This window comes from Mucilaginibacter sp. (assembly GCF_025362475.1).
Taxonomy (GTDB): domain Bacteria; phylum Bacteroidota; class Bacteroidia; order Sphingobacteriales; family Sphingobacteriaceae; genus Mucilaginibacter.
On record NZ_JANYGH010000061.1, the window covers coordinates 24,751 to 44,755 of the forward strand.

The following is a 20,005-nucleotide window of genomic DNA, read 5'->3' on the forward strand; positions in this document are numbered from 1 at the left end:
GCTAAGCGTTGCGCTGACCGGTGGAGATGATCAGCTTCAGGGTTGGCAGCGCGGTTAATATTTCGCGGTTTAATGGGCTGCGTTCGCGCGTGATGCACGGTGCTTCAAAGGGCCGTAGGCGGACCACCAGCGCGGCTAAATCATTGATGTGGTCATTAAAAACGGTCAGCTGCGCGCGTTCTGCGCGGGCCGGCCAGCGGGGCATGGTTAAGGCTATGTTCTGGTAATTGTCAAGAACGGCTATTTGCATAATTCCAAATTTCTATAATTTCTTTTTTGTGTGGCTTAAGAAAATCTTGAGCAATGGGAGATGATGAGCTGTGACGGTAAAATACCAGGGGGATTTTGGCTGACCTGGAGCATTGACCTGGCTATACCGTAAAAAACATGTTGCATTTCAACTTATAGCCCGTAACAGTGTAACTTGCCTCACACTAACCCAAAATCGATAGGATGTTTTTAAAAGTTAATAAAGTGTTGATCTCAGGTATCGTCTTGTTATCATTCAGTACAGCTGGTATGGCACAGACCGGCGATCCGGTAGAAAAAAACAAGGCCAATAGCCTGTATAAACCAGCCTTTCCCGGGCAAACGCGTATGGGCAGCGTTAAAACTAAAACGCCATATACCGTTAACGTTATCAGCACCGAGCTGAAAAGCCCCTGGGGTATGCACGTTTTGCCAGACGGTCGTTTACTCATCAGCAGTAAACCGGGAACTATGCAAATACTAACAACTGACGGGAAAATTGCTAAAACCATCACAGGTTTCCCTGAGGTACAGTATGCCGGACAGGGTGGATTGCTTGATGTTAATATTGATCCTGATTTTGCCAAAAACCGTATGTTGTACTGGACCTACGCTCAACCCGGCAAAGGCTCCACACTGGCAGTGGCCAAGGGCAAACTATCGGCTGATGAAACCAGGCTGGAAAATGTAAAAGTGATCTGGGAAGCTTATCCGCGTTATCAGGGCGCCGGTCAGTTTGGTTCGCTTTTGATTTTTGATCAGCAAGGTAATATTTTCGTCAGCTCGGGCGACAGGCAATCGGACGATATCCGCGTAAAAGCACAAGACCTGGGAGCGAGCACCGGTAAGATCATCCATATCACCAAAGAGGGAAAACCTGTTGCCGATAATCCGTTTGCTGGCAAAGCCGGTGCCAAACCCGAAATATATGCCTATGGCTTCCGTAACCCGGACGGCCTTTCCATTAACCCTGTTACAGGCGGCCTTTGGGAGGCCGAATTTGGCCCACGTGGCGGTGATGAGATCAATCTGATCAAGCTCGGCGGTAACTATGGCTGGCCTTTTGTTACTTATGGTATCGAATACAGTGGAGAAAAGGTTTATGAAGGGATACAACAAAAACCAGGCACGATACAGCCTGTTTACTATTGGGACCCGGTTATTTCCCCTGGCTGCATGATGTTTTATACAGGCAATATTGCTGAATGGAAAAACAACCTTTTCGTAGGCGCTTTGAGCGGACAGCACATCATTCGCCTGGTTATCAAAAATAACAAAGTTGTGGGCGAAGAGCGTTTGCTGGCGGATAAAAACGAACGCTGGCGCTGTATAGCTACCGGTAAAGACGGTGCCATTTACGCCGCCACCGATGGAGGTAAATTATACAAGATAGCTAAGTGATCATATTAACTTTCTGAACCGCATATGGGCCTACATCTTATGCAGGCCCATATGCTTTCTTTTTAATAATATTTAAGCAAAGGATATTCCCCCAGTGGGGTGGCCAAAAATAGTGTCTCAGGGTTTTTTACTGAGCCAAATCCTGTTCAATAATAATTTTTCTTGTTCTTTTGGATGCGCCGTTAAGGTGATGTCATAAAAGCCTTCTTTAGGAAAAACGAACTCGCCGATCTGGTTATTTACAAATTCATCGGTATAACTGTCATGCGGCTCAACAACTACTTTTCCGGTTGGTTTCAATGATTGTAAGCGTTGTTGATCGCCTACACTGATTTTTACCTGCATAGCGGTTTTCGAATTATGGTGGTAGGATAGATCTGCGTTATAGGTTCCCGGGCCTGGTATGTATACCCGCCAGGTCAATACGCCGGTTTTATCTATAACCAGGTGAGAGGGGCGCAAACCGTCAAATGGCACATTTTTATACGATGACTTTTTCTCCGAAGTATTAGATCCGGTTAAAGCCGTCCCGTCGAATGTGGATTCAGCTGCTACTTTTTCATCAAGTTCTACCGGCTGCGGATATGTTAAGGCGATGACGGACACCAGATGGTCCCCTGCAGCGTTCGGCAACTGGATATGGGTGTACGGGCCTGTTTGAACAAAATTTAAGTTCACCTTGCCGGCATCAGTGATTAGTTCGGCTTTTTCGGGCTTGGATAAAATTCCTGTTAAGCGCAGTATCCTGTCAAGGGGCCAGTTGTATACCTGAAGGTAAACGATCTGTTTATGATCTAGTGTTTTTGTCGTGATCCGTCCCCAGTCGTGCTGATCAGGCCGTAAGCCAAGACCTGTACACCCGTAAACAGATTCCCCGTTTTTGTCAAGCCAGGCACCCATTTCATCCAACCTTGTCTGGTCTTCATAGGGCACCGAGCCATCGGCCCGTGGGCCGATATTTAAAGTGAATCCCCCGTTGAGACTGACATTACCTATAAGCGATTGCAGTAATTGGCTGGTGGATTTGTACTCGTTTTCCAGGGCATTATACCCCCATGAATTGGCGATGGTTCCGGATGTTTCCCAGGGGTGACTGGTGTAAACCGCTCCCAGCTGGTTATCGCCCATCGTTTCGAAATCAATGCCCGGATAATTTGCCGGTAAACCCAGCCTTGAATTGATTAGGCAAGCTGGTTGTAATTCATGGATCAGGTTGATCACCTGGTCCAGTTGCTCTTTTTTTACAATCGTTGATTTATAGTCTACCCACATATCAAACCAGATCATGGCAATGTCCCCATAGTTGGTGAGTAATTCGCGTAGTTGTGGCAAAACTTTGCCCTGCCAGTATTTATTATATTGCTCATCTGTAATACGTCCGGTTATTTCCTGGTTGTGATCCCAGCCATCCGGATGTTCCCAATCGAGCCAGTGCGAATAATAAAAGCCCAGCTTCATACCATGCTTTTTACAGGCCGCGGCCAGCTCCTTCAGCACATCCCTGTCTGTACCACTGAGTTTACTCAAGTTGTTAGCGCTTACCTTAGAATTCCAGATAGCGATCCCGTCATGATGTTTCGCGGTAATGAGGATATATTTCATGCCGGCCTTTTTAGCCAGCAGCACCCATTGTTCAGGGTCTATTTTATCCCAATCAAACCGTTTGGCTAACCGCACATATTCTGTTTCGGAGATGCGGTTGCGATAGCGGATCCATTCTGCATAATTATTACCGTTTCTCAAACGTTCGCCTTTCCATATGCCTTCAGCCGCGCTGTATAAGCCCCAGTGAATAAACATGCCGAACCGGGCATTGGTAAACCATTTGACCTTGTCCTGTTCATCTGATGTAGATTGAGCCTGAACGGCATATACGGTAAAGCATAGCAATAAAGAAAGCAGCGTACGTTTCATCATTTCTTGATGTATAGGTATTTGACAATTAAGACGTTTATAATGGTTTATAAAAATACGAATCACTTATAGTTTAAAACTTCGCAAAATTATCATTTAATTCAGCGGGATTGGCACTGCTGGGATCAGCAGGCATATCAAAACGCTCATCGCTGAATAAGCGCGGCGTAGATCTTTGCACGGTTATAGGCGGATGGGCGCTCGGCCAGTTTGGTGATCTGGTTGTAGCCCAGCGCTGTAAACAAGGTGTTAAGACTCGTGAAGGAAAGGGGATAGGGTACCCAGGGATTGGCACTGTCCGTATCGTATTCAACAATCAGAAAAGCCGGAGATTCCGAAAAATAGGCCTCGAGCTTAGCAATAATTTTTTTCTTGTCCCGCACATAATGGAGCGAATTGGCCATCATTATGCCATCGAGACCGGCTAATTTCAGGTCATCCGTTTCAAAATTGGCCATGGTAAAATTCACCGGAATATCCAGGTGCTGGATTTGCCGGTCAACAGCCCAGATCTCACTTCCCGCCGGCAAAAGGTAAAGAAGCGCCCCGGTAAACGTTCCTCCGCCGCAGCCCAAATCAGCCCAGCGTTGCGCTGAATCGGCCGTAATTCCTTTACTGATCAGCGCTATAGCGTCGGTTTGTTTCATGCTTTTAAAATTCTCGATATCAAAAATAAGCACTTAGCCAGGGATACTATCTTTGCGCTCCAATAATTTTGACGGTTTACTGTCTTTTCCCACGATCCTGTTCATCGACAAGATATATATAGTGATGTATTGGGAAATGAGTTGGACAAGGGATGGCATATCGGGTAAACCATAGCTATATTGGTTAAAATTTTAAAGGGGAAGTGGCGCTTGATGCCAGTTTACCCATGGCGGAATAACCGTTTGCTAATTACTGTTCCAGGAAATTTCTGCGGCTTATAAAAAATTTATAGATGACGGCTTTCGCATGTTCTGAAAAAAGAATAAGTGGCGATTTGTGAATAGCAGCACTTTGTAAAGCACCACCAACGCGAATAAGACGGATTAAATACAGCTGCGCCGGCTTGCGGCACAGCTGTATTTAAGTTTATTACCAGTTAGGGTTTTGCTTTAAGTTTGGATTAAGCAACAGGTCTTGGGTGGGCAGGGGAAATAAATAATCCCTGGCTTCATTGAATTTTTTAGGGGTGCTGGGGTTGATCACAATGTTGCCCCCGGCTGTTCCGTTCTCGAGGGAAACATCAGTTCCCAGTTTTAAGAACTGCGCGTTAGGAATATTGGGCTGATCGCCGGTGTAAATGACCAGATCTGTTTTGCCATCCCTGTCAAGATCATAACTGCCAGCTCCTGGAAAATAGGCGCCCTTAAACTGATCGGTAAGCAGGTGTCCTTCTTTCCATCTCATCAGGTCATTATACCTAAATCCTTCCATCACCAGTTCAATACGACGTTCACGCCGAATCTCCAGTATCACTCCCATATTTGAGCCGGTTACATTTTTATATTGTGAAGCTAAATAAGGATCAGGGGAGATGTTTGATGTGGCCATAATCATTCCGGGCATACCCACACGATCCCTTAGTTTCTTAACCGATTTATCCAGATCAGCCTGTGTTAAAGTTCCCAGTTCCGCTTTCGCTTCGGCATAGTTTAACAACACTTCGGCATATCTGAAAATGGGCAGCGGATTTGGCGATTTGCCATTGGCGTCGTTCGCCGCGGCTGTTACAAACTTGGTGAGCTGGTAACCGGTTACTGTACCTGAATAGGAAGGGGCAAGTACATTGGTGCCATCAATACGCTTATATCCGGGTGTACGTATGGTTTGGGCTAACCGGGGATCCCTGTCTTTGGTTTCGTCGGCAAACTGCATGGTTGCATATCCTGCTTTGTCTGTAAATCGGGACCCATCTTTCATAAGGTAGCTATTTACCAGGCGTTTTTCCAGTCCTGGCTTACCAAATGATGGTGAAACGGTGTAATAATTAACGTTGTGCGTTAGCTGCAGGCTGGCGCTGTAAGGCCTTGCCAGGATCACTTCCGTGGTATTTACATTCAAAGCGCTGAACAGATCGGTGTAAGCCTTATCGGCTGAACTGCTGTAAACGGTGTAAGGGCCCTGGTCTATAACTTGCGCCGCTGCATCTGCAGAGGCTTTCAGGAATTTTTCGGCGTCGGGAAGTTTAAACTCCGTGTGGTACTTGCGGAATGTGCCTTCAAATAAACCTAACCTTGATTTAAGGGCCAGTGCTGTCCACTTACTCACCTCAACGGGCGATTGTGTTACCGGTAAATGCGCTATGGCAAAATCTATATCATTCAGTACAGAGTCCATGACCAAAGTACGGGGATCCCGGGCCTTGGTTAGCGCCGTATTGTCTGTAGCATCAATAGGTTTAGAATACCAGGGCACATCGCCAAAGTGGGATACCATATTGGCATAAAAATATGCCCTGAAAAATTTGGCTACAGCTACATATTTATCAGTAATGGTTGGGCTAAGTCCTCCACGGCTGTAATTCTGGAGGAAATAGTTAACATTACGCAAGTTATCCCAGGTCCAACCACCACCTGAAACGGGTACCAGGCGATTGCCGGTAACTTTCTGGTCAAGCGAGTTTAACACTATGTTGTCGCTATTTTCTCCGTACAGACTGGTAAAACCGTTATCCTCGTAATCAGAATAAGGTAGCATTTTATCATAAAATGATAGTACGTAAAGCCGAAGCTCATTTTCTGAGTTGAAGCTTTTGTCCGGAGATATCTGGGAAAGCGGTTCCCGGTCAAGTGATTTGGAGCAGGCAGACAGCAGCAGCATGCCCGCGAAAGCCATGTATAAGATCTTTTTCATGTGTGTTTCTTTGTTAAAAGGTGACATCTAATCCCAGGGTGTAGGTCTTCATGAAAGGATACCCCCTGGCGCCAATATCCGAGGCATCAGGTGTGATCGCTTCCGGGTCGATATATTTGGATTTGAGTTTGGTTAGGGTGAACAGGTTTTGGCCGGTAAAGAAAAAACGCATGCGTTCAATTTTCCACTTTTTAATGATGTGGGAAGGCAGGTTATAGCCCAGTGTCGCGTTCTTTAATTTGATATAGGCCAGGTTCTGCAGGTACTTGTCGTTGTTGTAATATAGCTCGCCCCCTGAATATGCCGCGTAACCCCTGTTTAAAGGGAAATATGAGTTAGGGTTTTGTGGTGTCCATAATTTGCTCTCGTAATCTTTAGGGATAAAAGACGAATATGGTCTGCCTAAAGTACCCCAGAACATACCTGCCTCTGTATTAGGATACCAGTTTTGTTTGCCTATTCCCTGGAAAAATAGCGAAAGATCGAAATTGCCATAGTTGAAACCGGCATTGATGCCAAAAGAATAGCGGGGCAATGAATTGCCGATCTTTTTCAAGTCGCCATGGTCGGCCACTGTATTCTTGCCATCGTTGATCACGCCGTCGCCATTGGTATCCTTAAATTTCAGATCGCCCGCATGCAATTGCGCCCATTCTCCGGGCGAACCGGTACGCTGGCCGTCAACATAGTCCTGGTTGATCTTCCAGTTTTTAGCTTCCTCGTCTGATTTAAAAAAGCCATCAATACTGTAGCCCCACATTTCGCCGAGCTGTTGCCCTACGTAAAAGTTGTTAAGCAAACCGTTGGGGTTGTCAAACCTGGTGATCTTCGCTTTATAATCCGATAATACGATCCCGAAGTTATAGCCAAAGGGCTTATTCATGATGGTTCCATTGTCCTTCCAGTTGATGGTGATATCCCAGCCTTTGGTATCCAGGTCGCCGGCGTTTTGCTTTGGAGAATCCGCGCCGAATACCGATGGTAATGTTTTACCATTGATCAGCATATTGGTGGTTTTGCGGTCATACCAGTCAAATGATGTTTGCAGCCGGTTATTGAAGAAAGCCATATCTGTACCCAGGTTAAGGGAAGTTGATTTTTCCCAGGTGAAATCTGGCACAACCGGTTTTGGCGAGCTTAAGGTTTGTTGCTGGGTGCCATTCACAATCCATTTGGAAAGGGCAGAGGTAATAACCGGGATATAAGGGTACAGGTTACTGTTGCCTGTGCCTACATCCTGGTTACCTAATGAACCGTAGGAGGCCCGGAACTTAAACTCGGATACGGCGGGTTTAAGCACGTTGAAGAAATCTTCTTCACTAACGCGCCATCCTGCTGATACCGAAGGAAAGAAACCAAAACGGCTTTTGGTTGGGAAGCGGGAAGTACCATCATATCTGCCATTAACTTCCAGCAGGTATTTGCTTTTATAGTCATAATTGATTCTGCCGAAATAACCCAGCAAGGCCCATTCGCTGGCACTGCCGCCGGCCTGCTGTGCTCCTGTACCCAGGTCTATCTGGTTCAGGTCTTCTGACAGGAGGTTCTGGCGTTGGGTGCTGTTTGATTTGTAGTTCTGCAATTCATAATTGTATCCCCCTGTGATCTTAAAGTTATGATCTTTTATTTTTTGCTCGTAGGTTGCGTAAATATTTACGGAATGATGCTGGTTCAGCTGCGTACTTTCTTTTAACTGGTCATAACCTTCATAGTTGATCACTCCCGGGTTAATTGACCATGGGATTAGTGTTTTACGCTGAAAATCGGAGTAGGGGCTCAGCTGGAAGGAGTAAACGCCATTTAATACCAGTCCCTTGGTGATCTGCGCGTTAAAGCCAAGGGCGTTGGTGATGTCGTAACTTTTGGTACCGCCAAGGCTTTTGCCATTCTGTAAGTCGGCATATTCATTTGCACCATAGTTATTAAGGTTTGTGCGGTACGTAAAAGTTCCGTCTGGATTTTGCGGAACATAAGCGGCCATGGCATGATTATATAAACCAGGGTTATTGGAGTTGTAGCCATTGGCAGGCCAAACATAATCGTTGGCGGCAAACTGCGTATTGGAAAAGGCGGTCAGCCATTTAGATAGGTGCGCATTGACCTTGGCCCTGAAATTATAAGCATTATAAACATCTTCCCGCAGGTCCGACTGGTAGATGCCTTTTTGCTGGTAATATCTGCCCGATAGTAAAAAATCTACCTTATCATTGCCTCCGGTAATACTTAAATGATGTTCCATAGCTGGTGTGGTGTTCCTGAACAGGAAATGCCACCAGTCTGTATTGCCGTAATATACATACTGGTTCTGCCCGTTTCGGTTTTGTATAACTACCGATGGCAGGGATTTATCGGTTTGCCTTAACTTAAGCTGGGCATAATCATCGGCGGTATAACCGCTGTAACTGTTACCAACGTTGCGGGAAAATGCTTCGTCAACCAGTTTCATCTGCGTGTAACCATCGGTTATAAAATCGGTTTTGGTAGCCACCTGTTGCAGGCTGAAATTGCTTCCGAAATTGATGGATACTTTTCCGTTTTTTGCTTTTTTGGTGGTGATGAGAATCACCCCGAAAGCCGCCCTTGCGCCGTATATGGCAGATGAGGCCGCATCTTTTAAAACTGATACCGTTTCCACATCATGCGGGTTGATCATGTTCACGTCGCCCGGAACGCCATCGATCAATACCAGCGGTGATCCGCTGACGTTGGTGATAGAGGCATAACCACGCACGTTGAATTTTCCCTGGCTGCCGGGGTGACCGTCGCCGAAAGTGATGTTAAGGTTTGGGATAGCACCTTGTAAAGCCTGTGCGATACCCGCTACTGGCCGGTCGTCAAACACTTTAGAATCTACCTGGCTAACCGCTCCGGTCAGGTTCACCTTTTTTTGCGTGCCGTAACCAACAACTACAACTTCATTTAGTCCGTTTGAAGCCGGTAACAGTTGGGCATCCAGGGCGGTTGTTTCGCTGGCTTTGATGATTACATGTTCAAATCGCCTGCTTTGATAGGAGATGTAACTTATTTCCACGGAATAATCACCCGCGGGAGCTTGTAGCAGATAATTTCCGTTGTCGTCACTTTGAATCCCTTTGTTCAGCTCCAAGATCCTGATCGTAGCGCCGGGTAGGTACAGGCCTTTTTCGTCGGTGATCCTACCGCTAAGTTTGCCTGGCTGTTGTTGTTTGATCCCGGCGCTGCTGAGCATGTTGATCACCACAATGCCGTTTACCTCTTTAAACCCAAGCGAGCGTGGGGTAAGTAGCTTTTTAAGTACATTTTCCAGGGTTTCGTTCCTGAAATTGAGGCTGACGCCCGTATACCTGCTGATGAGCTGGCGGTCGTAGGCGAAGTTGATGCTGCTTTGCTCCTGTAGTTCATGGATGGCAGCTTCCATGGACGCGTTCCTGATATCGACAGAAACCCTTTTTTCGAGGATCTGCCCGCTGCTGGCATGCGCCGGAAGCAGGAGGGAAGCAGTTGTGATTACCGTAAGTAACACAAAAGTGAATCTCATTGCTTTAATGATAACTTGATTAAAATTTAATTTCATACATTGTATGGCTTTTGATTGTGAAAGATTTGAAGCATTGCCGGTGATCCGGCTTTTAAAGGAGATGGTTGTTTGCAGCAACCGTCTCTCTTTGTTTTATCGGAAAATTTCTATGGTGTCCCTCCTTTGTTTAATTTTTAAATGATGTATGGCTGTAATAACTTCAAGGGCTTTGAGCGCCGGCATAGAAGTGCTGAGTGTGGTAGTGAAGTGGTTTAAGAACACGCGTTTTTCATTGGTTGAAATATGCAGCCCGTAATTCTTCTCCATTAAAATGGCCATCTCGGCAAAGCTGGCATCGTTTAATACCATGTTGCCTTGCTGCCATGTTGAAGTTTGTTGATCAAGTGATGATACCGTAAGGCGTGCCTGTTTTTTATCGAACACCAACTGCTGATTATTGACCAGGTATTGTGTTGCTTTATTTTTAAGCATTACACCCACTTTACCATGAGTAACCCCAACTGATAATTTATTAAGCGCGCTATAGGCACGTATATTAAAAGCAGTACCCAATACCTGGGTGGTTAAGGGACCGCTCTTGATGATAAAGGGGTGATTAATGTCGTGTTTTACATCAAAAAAAGCTTCGCCGTCTTCAATAATTACATTTCTTGCTGATTTAAAGCTATTGGCTATGCGGATAGAGGAACTGCTATTTAAAGTAATAACAGTACCGTCGGGCAAATTAACCCGTTTGCGTTGACCCGTTTGGGTGCTGATGGTACTATAGCCTGTTATTGCTAAAGTTGATTTTTTTTCGGGTTGACTATGTTTCCAGAAAAGAAACCCTGCGGAACTTATCAGCAGCATGGTAGCCGCGATTTTTAACCATTGGTAGTTTATACTTTTAACAGCAGCGCCATTATTGTTAAGTTGAGGCATGACGGATAGCCAGATGTCCTCTTTAATTTGCTGCTCCTTTTCTCTGTCCAGGACAACCGGTAATTCTTCATCCAGGTTATTGTACCAGGCATCTATCTTATTATTTTCGGCCGGCGAGGTTTTGCTTGCTAAGTAGCGTTTAAATATTTCCCTTATTTTAAGGATGTCCATGAGCAGTGCTTTTGACCTATTATCTAAGCAAACAGCTTTTGGTACTATACGCGATGTGTTAAGTCTGTATTAAGTTTTCTACTTGTGGGAGGCGTAAAGCAAAAAGACAACGGGAAGTATCCAATCACCTGTCTGGTGATCGAGAACAGCCGACCGAAGCCTTTTGAGTGCCTGGGTGATCTGGTTTTTAACCGTTTGTTCAGACAGATCGAGTTGTGCAGCAATTGTAGCAATGGGCATGTCATCCTCTCTGCTCATCCTAAAGATCAGCTGCATCTTCTCGGGCATATTGTTAATGGCCGCATCCAGGAGTTTGCCTAATTCCTTATTTTCCATCAGTGTATCCGGGGCCGCTTCAAAAGCGATGTCCAGTGATTCTGCCTTTTTTATTTGAGCAGATGCATAAGTGTAAAAACTAATGGTTCTGTATTTTAGCGCGGTAAAAAGATACTTGCTTAAATCCTCTTCCTTTATAACACTGATGCGGTGTCTCCTTTTCCACAGCGATACCATGACCTCTTGCACCAGGTCTTTGGCTTCATCTTCGCCCACATTTTTGGCTGCCCGCAGGTATAATGATTTCCAGTGCCGGTCATAAATCTGACGGAAAGCATGCTGGTCGTTGGTTTGCATGGCGGCAACCAAATCAATATCATTTGTAATCTCTTCGAAGTTTGCCATGCGGCAGCAAAAATAAATGGCGAATATCGTTTTAGCGACTTCCTTGTGTTATGCTTTTATTAACAATGTAGCTGAATTATTTGCCTATTTTAAAGGTAACGGCGAGGATGGATTACACCTTGCCTATAGCGATGATGGATTTAATTAGTCGGCGTTAAAAAATGACAGTTCGTTTTCGCAAAGTTATACCATAAATTACACGCTACAATATCCATAGTTATTATAGATTATTTATCTTTACTGCATATTGATTATTAATTTGCTTAATAATTACCTTGTATCTAAGCTTCTATTACCCGTTTACTGAACAGTAGAGTAGTAATGGGCCGGATAAGATGGCCGCCATAGGAGCGAGGTGCAGATACGGTGAAACTTTTGAACTGATAATTTAATGAAACACTCCGACTCTCAGGCTATTTTAGTATTTTTTGATATTAAAAAGCCTTATGAAGAAGTGGCGGCAAAACTCAAACGGGAAGGAATTATCAGCGTCTGTTCATTTGCGCCTTACAGCACCTTGATCAGTATAACCAGCGGGCTGCCTGAAGAAAACAGTAAGGCTCATCAAGTGATTAGCCAGCTGGCCAGGTAAAAGCAGTTTGTAATTTAGTTAAATACCTTATTATGAAACATATATTTAAATTTTTTAGTGTTGTTTTTTTGTTGGCACTCAGTTGCATAGCTGTGGCACAAAATAAAATCGTTGTTTTCCAATCGGATTTCGGACTTAAGGATGGTGCCGTTTCGGCCATGAAAGGCGTAGCCAACGGCGTATCGCCCGATCTGAAATTGTATGATCTTACCCATGAAATACCCGCCTATAACATTTGGGAGGCATCCTACCGGTTGTTCCAAACAATAAACTACTGGCCGGCGGGTACTGTGTTCGTTTCGGTTGTTGACCCCGGAGTTGGTACAACCCGTAAATCGGTAGTGTTGAAAACCAATACAGGCCAGTTTATAGTTACGCCCGATAACGGCACGCTCACGCTGGTAGCCGAGACTTTTGGAATAGCGGAGATCAGGGAGATAGACGAGGCCGTTAACCGCCGCAAGGATTCTGGTAAATCCTATACTTTTCACGGCCGGGATGTGTACGCTTACACTGCTGCCCGTTTAGCTGCAGGGGTGATCAGCTTTGAGCAAGTTGGATCTGTACTGCCCAAACAGGTAGTCAATATCCCTTATCAAAAGGCTGCGTTTGAGGGAGGAAAGCTGAAAGGCACTATCGCTATTCTTGATATCCAATACGGGAACATCTGGACAAACATTGGCGATGACCTGGTTAAACAGCTTAACCCCGCATACGGCGATGCTTTGCATGTTATTATTTACCACAGCGGCAAAAAAGCCTATGAGGGCGATGCACCATACACTCAAACCTTTGGCGCCGTTGCACAGGGCAAACCTTTAAGTTACCTGAATAGCTTGCTACAGCTTTCATTTGCGCTTAACCAGGCGAGTTTCGCAGACGTACACAAAATAAGCAGCGGCAACGACTGGAGTGTAGAGGTATCGCTGGCATCAAAAAAATAAAATGTAAAATAGTTTGTTTACTGCTCCTGATTTTATCATCATGAAAACAAAATTTACTCCTGCTATTTTGTTCTTCCTGTTCATCAATACGGTTGCTAATGCACAGGATAAAGTAATTGCCGGCCACATAGCCGATAACACCGGTAAGCCTGTTCATGGCGCAACTATTATTGCCCAGCCATCAGGCAGGGGTACAGCCAGTAGTTCAGACGGATCCTTCCGCTTTTCAACTGCCAATACCGATAAAACCATTAAGGTTACTATGTTAGGTTACGATGCCTATATACAAACCATAACAGGCTCATCCAAATTTGACATTACTTTGCAGCCATCATCTGGTAACGTGCTGAACGAGGTTGTGCTGGTGGGCACCCGGAGCGCGGGCCGCACACGCTTAAATACAACCGCACCTGTTGATGTATTTGATATTGTCAAACTTCAGCAGCAAACGCCCCAAAATGATCTGAACCAACTGCTGCAATACGCGTCACCGTCATTTAACTCCAACAGGCAGTCATCATCTGACGGCACCGAACATATTGACCCGGCAAGCATCCGTGGCCTGGGGCCCGACCAATTGCTGGTGCTTATCAACGGTAAACGCCGGCATACCACATCGCTTGTAAACAACCAAGGAACTATTGGCAACGGTTCTGTTGGTACTGATCTAAACGCGATCCCGGCTTCGGCAATTGAACGGATCGAGGTATTGCGCGATGGCGCTTCGGCTCAATATGGTTCTGACGCTATTGCGGGTGTGGTAAATATCGTGCTCAAAAAAAATACCGGCGCCCTGTTTGATTCGGCCACGGGTGGTGTAAGCTCAAAAAGTGATGGGGGCTTGGGGCAGCTTAACCTCAATTACGGTACTGCTTTAGGCAAAAACGGAGGTTATATCAATATTACCGGCGAAGGTTACATCCGCGACCGCACAACCCGCGCGCAGAACAACAATCTTATTATTTTTGATCAGTCGGCGCTTAATAACTTTTTCGCTTACGATTTTACCAATGATCCTGCAGCTTCACGCAAATACGATGATGATATGCTGAAACAAAAAGGATTGAGCCGCGATAAATTTAATTTTCAAATAGGCGATGCAAAGATCAAAAATTTAGGATCGTTCATTAATCTCAGCCTGCCGTTCAGCGATGGGAAAGGTGAGTTTTATGCCTTCGGCGGGTATAGCTACCGGCAGGGCGAGGGTTACGGTTTCCGCCGTTTGCCGAGTGATTATACAGTAAATGTATACAGTATTTTTCCTGATGGTTACCAGCCTAACACTACATCTCACATCAGCGACAGATCAATAGCTTTTGGTTTTAAACACACGCTGGGCAGTTGGAAAGCCGACCTGAGCAATACCCTTGGCGATAACAGATTTGATTATTTTATAAATAATACCGTAAATGCGTCGCTTGAAGATAAGTCGCCAACCAGCTTTAAAGCAGGCGGCCACGAGTTTTTACAAAATACAACCAACTTTGATATCAGCCGTAAATTTGATGTATTACAAGGGTTAAACCTGGCCTTCGGTGCCGAGTTCAGGGTAGATAAATACCAGATCCGTGCCGGCGAGGAAGCATCATGGAAAAACTACGCATTGGTAACTGCCGCGGATGGTACGGTTTCAAACCCTTCGGGACTGGCCGGCGGCTCACAGTCGTTTCCCGGCTTTTCGCCGCAGAACGCCGTTAATAAAGCCCGTAACAACACCGGCGTTTATGTGGATGCAGAACTGGATGTAACATCCAAATGGCTTATCAGCGGTGCCACACGTTTTGAGCATTACAGTGATTTTGGATCGGCGCTGAGCGGCAAATTTGCAACGCGGTATAAGGTAGTAAGTGGTTTTAATTTGCGCGGCGCCATAAGTAATGGTTTCAGGGCACCATCGTTACAGCAGCAATACTTTAGCTACGTAAGTACAGATATTCTGCCCGATAATACTTTAGGCGCATCCGGCTTTTTTACCAATAACAGCGCAGTGGCCAAAGCACTGGGTATCCCCCAATTAAAGCAGGAAAAATCACTTAATTACAGCTTTGGGTTTACAACCCAACCAGTAAAAAACCTCAACATCTCTGCCGATAGTTACCTGATCAACATTAAAGACAGGATAGTGCTTACAGGCAGTTTCGGGTTCGATCCGGATGGAAACACGGTACAGGCTATACAGGATATTATTAACCCGCTCGGTGCAAGCTCTGCCCGGTTTTTCAGTAATGCGGTGGATACCCGTACCAAAGGCATCGATGTGGTGGCCGATTACACCATTCACAGTGGTAGCAGCAGGTTTAATGCCTCATTAGGCTTTAATATCAACACCAATAAAATAACAGGTATTCATGTACCCAGCCAGTTAAAAGGGCAGGAGCGGATCTTCTTTTCACCAAATGACAGCACACTTATAGTCAAAGGCACACCACACACCAAAACCAATTTATCGTTAGCTTATAGCTATAAAAAGTTTAGTGTGTTCCTGCGCAATGTATATTTCGGGGCGGTTGACCGTAATGATTTTCCATTTGGGGAAGAGCAGCAGTTTAAAGGTAAGGTAGTTACTGATATTTCCTTTAGCTATGCTATTAATCCTGTTACGCTAACTATCGGCGCAAATAACCTGTTTAATATCTATCCGGATAAACAGGTTTATGATAATAGTTATTTTGGCGTATTTAAATATGCGCCGGTACAAATGGGAACATTAGGCTCATTCTTTTTTGGCCGGTTAACACTTATTATTCCTGCAGGTAAGTAACATGTTTTTTTAACTGAGCCGTATAGTGCCTGGATCCCAATAATACCAGGTGGATCTCAAATAAAAAATTAAAATAATAGCTTTAATATTCTTCGCCGCGCCGGCAGGGTTTAATTGCAGCAGATGATATTGGCTACATCGGCCGATACTTTTACGGATGGGCCGTTCGACAATTGAAAAAAATCACTAACTTTCTGTCACCTGCTGCGTTCAATCCGAATATTAAAACAAACGATTAACTATTTTCCATAAAATTTATTGAATAATGGCATATGATTGCAACTGTAAATGGTATTGTCGAGATTTATCCAAATAAAACCGGGTTGTTTTACACTTAAATATGTTCATGCCTGACGGAGCCTTTAAAATCTATTATTTAAGCGAAACAGCCGTTACTGTTGAGTTTGGGCAACAAATTGCCGGGAATTTGTTGAACGCGGTTAATAGTTTAAACAATTTGCTTTACGGGCGGCCATTTCCCGGTTTCCGTACAACGGTGCCGGCGTATGCCACACTCACGGTTTTTTACGATCCTGTTTTAGTGATAAAATCTGATTTACCGGGCGCAGACTGCTTTGAAAAAGTATCGGCTTACCTCACTGATCTGAATCGTCAAAAGAAAACGGCTAAGCCAGTTGAAGGGGATATTGTTACTATCAGGTGTGTTATGGAGGCGACTTTGGCCCTGATTTAGAAGAGGTAGCGTGCCTTCATCGGATCAGCATAGCGGAGGTAGTCAGGTTGCATAGCGCAGCCATCTACAAAGTTTATATGATAGGTTTTGTACCGGGTTTTGCTTATTTAGGCGGGATGGATGAACGATTGGCCACACCACGCAAAGCAACGCCACGAAAGTCTGTACCAGCCGGAGCAGTCGGTATCGCAGGGCAGCAAACAGGTGTCTATCCATTGGAAGCACCGGGCGGTTGGCAGATCATCGGGCGAACGCCGCTTAAATTGTTTGATCAGAATCGCGGGCAGCCGTCATTATTAAAGCCCGGCGATTTGGTGATCTTTAAGGCTATCGATGCGAAAGAATTTAAGGAATTAACAGCCGGTTAATATGCAGATACGAATATTAAAACCCGGCTTCATGAGCACTATACAGGATAGGGGGCGTTACCAATACCTATCGCAGGCGGTGCCGGTATCAGGGGTAATGGATACGCTGTCGGCACGTATTGCCAACAAGGTTGTGGGTAACGGAGATGATGCCGCTGTCATCGAATTTACTTATGCCGATGTAGAATTTATTGCTGGAACCGATCTGTTGATTGCTTATGCAGGCGATGGAGCGATATTAATAGCAGGCGAACAAGAATTACCGGCTGGGCGTCCTCTTTTCATTCCATCGGGAACAACCATCAAATTAATAAATAATCCATGCGGCATCCGTACCTATTTGGCAGTCGCCGGCGGCTGGGATGTGCCGGAAATTTTGGGTAGCAAAAGCACTTTCCTGACCGCCGGTTTTGGCGGTTTGGATGGCCGGGTGCTTCAAAAAGGAGATGTCTTACAAAACCATGAGAAACTATCCATCGGCACACAAAAAATATTAAAAAGCCTTGGAAGCGGTCAGGTCAATTATCCCAAATGGAGCATTTCCCCGCAAAGTTTTTTACCAGCAAACCGTAAAACGATCAAGGTGGTACCTGGAAACGAATTTGGCTGGTTTAATGCCGGTAGTATCGCCGGTTTTTTGTCGGCACCGTATATTATTGGCCGGCAAAGTAACAGAATGGGGTACCATTTGGAAGGCGCGGCACTACATCGCTTTAAAAAAGATGAATTACTAAGTACATCAGTAACGCCGGGCACCATACAGGTTACGGGCAGTGGCAGCATGGTGCTTTTAATGGCAGATTGCCAGACAACCGGGGGATATCCTCGGATAGCACAAGTAGCAGCTGTGGATATGCCTCTATGCGCCCAGCTAAAACCGGGCGACACCATTTATTTTAAAGAAATTAGTCGGCGTGAAGCAGAAGTGCTGTATATTGAACGTGAACAACAATTACATCAGCTAACCACAGCTGTACAAAGCAAATATTTATAAATTGATATCATGCAAAGCATAGACCTGAACTGTGATATGGGGGAGGCCTTTGGCAACTACCCCATGCCAAATGATGATACCCTGATGGATTATATCACATCAGCTAATATAGCCTGCGGTTTCCATGCCGGCGACCCGGAAGTAATGCAGCATACGGTTGGCATGGCGGTAAAAAAGGGGGTGGCCATTGGCGCGCATCCGGGCCTGCCCGATTTGCAGGGCTTCGGCAGGCGGGAAATGAAGATATCGGCAAGTGAAGCCTACCAGATGACCTTGTACCAGATTGGTGCCTTGTCTGGCTTTGTTAAAGCCGCTTACGGGAAACTTCACCACGTAAAAGCACACGGCGCGTTATATAATATGGCCGCTAAGGATATTAATTTAGCTAAAGCTATTGCCGAGGCTGTGCACGATTTTGATTCCTCATTGATATTATACGGACTGGCTAACAGCGAAATGATTACCTGGGCAAAAAAAATAGGTTTGACTACGGCATCGGAAGTGTTTGCAGATCGCACTTACCAGGACGATGGCTCACTCACTCCACGCACCCAAAGCAACGCGCTGATTACCGATGAACAGCAATCTATCAGCCAGGTGCTGATGATGGTGAAACAACAACAGGTTATATCAACCAATAAAAAAACCATCAGCTTAAGGGCCGAAACGCTCTGCCTGCACGGCGATGGTGCGCATGCGGTTGAATTTGCCAAAAAAATCAGTGAAAAATTGAAAGCCGAGGGCGTAAGCATTAAAGCCCCGGTGCAATAAATGAAAAAGCAGCACAATTGGAGCGTTTTAATAGGTGCCGCTTTCCTGATGGCATCTTCAGCTATAGGTCCTGGTTTTTTAACACAAACCGCTGTATTTACTGCGCAGTTAGGTGCCAGCTTTGGTTTTGTGATATTGCTTTCGGTGGTGCTGGATGCTATTGCCCAGTTAAATATCTGGCGTATTATTACGGTAGCTGATAAGCCTGCGCAGGATATTGCTAATCAGCTTTTGCCTGGTCTGGGGTATTTTATTTCGTTCCTTGTGTTTTTGGGTGGTATGGCCTTCAATATCGGTAATATTGCCGGGGCTGGGTTGGGCCTTAATGTTTTGTTTGGTGTAAGCGTTGGGCAGGGTGCCGTGATGAGCGCTATTGTGGCCATTGGCATATTTATCTATAAAGAATCAGGCAAGGCCATGGATTTGTTTGCCAAATGCATGGGCTGCCTAAAAATTGTGTTGGCACTATATGTTGCCTATATCAGTAACCCACCATTGGCTGAAGCAGCAGCCCGAGCGGTAAATCCTTCCCAATTTAGCTTTACTGCGGTGCTCACCATTGTTGGCGGCACTGTTGGCGGCTACATTACTTTTGCCGGGGCACACCGCTTGCTGGATGCTGGGATAACCGGTCAGCAAAACCTGCCTGCAGTTAATCGGGGAGCCTTAAGCGCTATCGGGTTAGCGTCGCTCATGCGGCTGTTGTTGTTTAGCGCTGCTTTGGGTGTAATTACTGCCGGAGGCAAGCTTGATCCGGCTAATCCGGCGGCTTCTATATTTCAACTTGCCGCCGGCCAGGTTGGTTATAAACTTTTCGGGGTGATCATCTGGGCTGCGGGGATATCTTCCGTCGTGGGCTCGGCTTATACTTCAGTTTCGTTTATCAGAAGTTTTAGCCCATTGATTTTAAAATGGAACCGTAAAATCATTATAGCCTTCATTATCGTATCCTGCTGTATTTTTCTGGCGATAGGCAAACCTGTGAAAATACTACTCATAGTTGGAGCAATTAATGGCTTTATACTGCCCATTGCTTTGGGCGTGATGCTAATTGCCGCTTACCGGTCAAAGATCATAGCATCATACAAACAACCTTTATGGCTTACTATTTTAGGCGTGCTGGTTGTTGGCACCATGACCTGGATGAGCATAGGCGCCATTACACAAATGTTAGGACACTGATAAATAT

The 20,005-nt window shown here is 45.4% G+C and carries 14 protein-coding genes and 1 pseudogene; 8 read left to right on the top strand and 7 right to left on the bottom strand.

The window, feature by feature from the left end; translation table 11 throughout:
* Position 1: 1 nt before the first annotated feature.
* Complete coding sequence (locus Q0R88_RS21050; protein WP_295720062.1) at positions 2-250, bottom strand: hypothetical protein; 249 nt, start codon at positions 248-250, stop codon at positions 2-4.
* A 203-nt stretch (positions 251-453) separates the two neighbouring features.
* On the opposite strand from Q0R88_RS21050, the gene Q0R88_RS21055 reads away from it, so the two are divergent.
* Positions 454-1,650: a PQQ-dependent sugar dehydrogenase gene (locus tag Q0R88_RS21055; RefSeq protein ID WP_295720064.1), complete on the top strand. Its 1,197-nt coding sequence runs from the start codon at positions 454-456 to the stop codon at positions 1,648-1,650.
* Positions 1,651-1,767: 117 nt separating this feature from the next.
* Here the strand turns inward: Q0R88_RS21055 and Q0R88_RS21060 are convergent, their stop codons facing one another.
* The 6 genes from Q0R88_RS21060 to Q0R88_RS21085 form a co-directional block, all read right to left on the bottom strand.
* Complete coding sequence (locus Q0R88_RS21060; protein ID WP_295720067.1) at positions 1,768-3,567, bottom strand: alpha-L-fucosidase; 1,800 nt, start codon at positions 3,565-3,567, stop codon at positions 1,768-1,770.
* Between the two features lie 143 nt (positions 3,568-3,710).
* Positions 3,711-4,211, bottom strand: coding sequence for a class I SAM-dependent methyltransferase (locus Q0R88_RS21065; RefSeq protein WP_295720070.1), 501 nt, complete (start codon positions 4,209-4,211; stop codon positions 3,711-3,713).
* A gap of 430 nt (positions 4,212-4,641) precedes the next feature.
* Positions 4,642-6,402, bottom strand: coding sequence for a RagB/SusD family nutrient uptake outer membrane protein (locus tag Q0R88_RS21070; RefSeq protein ID WP_295720074.1), 1,761 nt, complete (start codon positions 6,400-6,402; stop codon positions 4,642-4,644).
* A gap of 13 nt (positions 6,403-6,415) precedes the next feature.
* Positions 6,416-9,919 (bottom strand): TonB-dependent receptor, encoded by a 3,504-nt coding sequence (locus tag Q0R88_RS21075; protein WP_295720078.1) that lies wholly within the window; start codon positions 9,917-9,919, stop codon positions 6,416-6,418.
* 132 nt (positions 9,920-10,051) lie between these two features.
* Positions 10,052-11,011 carry a FecR family protein gene (locus tag Q0R88_RS21080; protein ID WP_295720080.1) on the bottom strand — a complete coding sequence of 320 codons (960 nt, stop codon included), beginning with the start codon at positions 11,009-11,011 and terminating at the stop codon, positions 10,052-10,054.
* A gap of 78 nt (positions 11,012-11,089) precedes the next feature.
* Positions 11,090-11,692: a sigma-70 family RNA polymerase sigma factor gene (locus tag Q0R88_RS21085; protein ID WP_295720082.1), complete on the bottom strand. Its 603-nt coding sequence runs from the start codon at positions 11,690-11,692 to the stop codon at positions 11,090-11,092.
* A 391-nt stretch (positions 11,693-12,083) separates the two neighbouring features.
* On the opposite strand from Q0R88_RS21085, the gene Q0R88_RS21090 reads away from it, so the two are divergent.
* The 7 genes and pseudogenes from Q0R88_RS21090 to Q0R88_RS21120 all read left to right on the top strand — a co-directional run bounded on the left by Q0R88_RS21090 (position 12,084) and on the right by Q0R88_RS21120 (position 19,998).
* Positions 12,084-12,284, top strand: a complete 201-nt coding sequence (locus Q0R88_RS21090) for a hypothetical protein (protein ID WP_295720085.1) — start codon at positions 12,084-12,086, stop codon at positions 12,282-12,284.
* Between the two features lie 32 nt (positions 12,285-12,316).
* Complete coding sequence (locus Q0R88_RS21095; RefSeq protein WP_295720087.1) at positions 12,317-13,228, top strand: S-adenosyl-l-methionine hydroxide adenosyltransferase family protein; 912 nt, start codon at positions 12,317-12,319, stop codon at positions 13,226-13,228.
* 40 nt (positions 13,229-13,268) lie between these two features.
* Positions 13,269-15,989 (top strand): TonB-dependent receptor, encoded by a 2,721-nt coding sequence (locus Q0R88_RS21100; protein WP_295720089.1) that lies wholly within the window; start codon positions 13,269-13,271, stop codon positions 15,987-15,989.
* Positions 15,990-16,335: 346 nt separating this feature from the next.
* Positions 16,336-17,051: pseudogene (gene pxpB / locus Q0R88_RS21105) on the top strand (5-oxoprolinase subunit PxpB).
* Position 17,052: 1 nt separating this feature from the next.
* Complete coding sequence (locus tag Q0R88_RS21110; protein ID WP_295720091.1) at positions 17,053-18,045, top strand: biotin-dependent carboxyltransferase family protein; 993 nt, start codon at positions 17,053-17,055, stop codon at positions 18,043-18,045.
* Positions 18,046-18,054: 9 nt separating this feature from the next.
* On the top strand, positions 18,055-18,816 hold the full coding sequence (locus Q0R88_RS21115) for a 5-oxoprolinase subunit PxpA (protein WP_295720093.1): 762 nt from the start codon (positions 18,055-18,057) through the stop codon (positions 18,814-18,816).
* On the top strand, positions 18,817-19,998 hold the full coding sequence (locus Q0R88_RS21120) for an NRAMP family divalent metal transporter (RefSeq protein WP_295720096.1): 1,182 nt from the start codon (positions 18,817-18,819) through the stop codon (positions 19,996-19,998).
* The last annotated feature ends 7 nt before the right edge of the window (positions 19,999-20,005 follow it).

Excerpts from the sequence above, each read along its gene's own strand:
- Q0R88_RS21050 (WP_295720062.1), bottom strand. The coding sequence starts at position 250 with ATGCAAATAGCCGTTCTTGACAATTACCAGAACATAGCCTTAACCATG.
- Q0R88_RS21055 (WP_295720064.1), top strand. The coding sequence starts at position 454 with ATGTTTTTAAAAGTTAATAAAGTGTTGATCTCAGGTATCGTCTTGTTA.
- Q0R88_RS21060 (WP_295720067.1), bottom strand. The coding sequence starts at position 3,567 with ATGATGAAACGTACGCTGCTTTCTTTATTGCTATGCTTTACCGTATAT.
- Q0R88_RS21065 (WP_295720070.1), bottom strand. The coding sequence starts at position 4,211 with ATGAAACAAACCGACGCTATAGCGCTGATCAGTAAAGGAATTACGGCC.
- Q0R88_RS21070 (WP_295720074.1), bottom strand. The coding sequence starts at position 6,402 with ATGAAAAAGATCTTATACATGGCTTTCGCGGGCATGCTGCTGCTGTCT.
- Q0R88_RS21075 (WP_295720078.1), bottom strand. The coding sequence starts at position 9,919 with ATGAGATTCACTTTTGTGTTACTTACGGTAATCACAACTGCTTCCCTC.
- Q0R88_RS21080 (WP_295720080.1), bottom strand. The coding sequence starts at position 11,011 with ATGGACATCCTTAAAATAAGGGAAATATTTAAACGCTACTTAGCAAGC.
- Q0R88_RS21085 (WP_295720082.1), bottom strand. The coding sequence starts at position 11,692 with ATGGCAAACTTCGAAGAGATTACAAATGATATTGATTTGGTTGCCGCC.
- Q0R88_RS21090 (WP_295720085.1), top strand. The coding sequence starts at position 12,084 with ATGAAACACTCCGACTCTCAGGCTATTTTAGTATTTTTTGATATTAAA.
- Q0R88_RS21095 (WP_295720087.1), top strand. The coding sequence starts at position 12,317 with ATGAAACATATATTTAAATTTTTTAGTGTTGTTTTTTTGTTGGCACTC.
- Q0R88_RS21100 (WP_295720089.1), top strand. The coding sequence starts at position 13,269 with ATGAAAACAAAATTTACTCCTGCTATTTTGTTCTTCCTGTTCATCAAT.
- Q0R88_RS21110 (WP_295720091.1), top strand. The coding sequence starts at position 17,053 with ATGCAGATACGAATATTAAAACCCGGCTTCATGAGCACTATACAGGAT.
- Q0R88_RS21115 (WP_295720093.1), top strand. The coding sequence starts at position 18,055 with ATGCAAAGCATAGACCTGAACTGTGATATGGGGGAGGCCTTTGGCAAC.
- Q0R88_RS21120 (WP_295720096.1), top strand. The coding sequence starts at position 18,817 with ATGAAAAAGCAGCACAATTGGAGCGTTTTAATAGGTGCCGCTTTCCTG.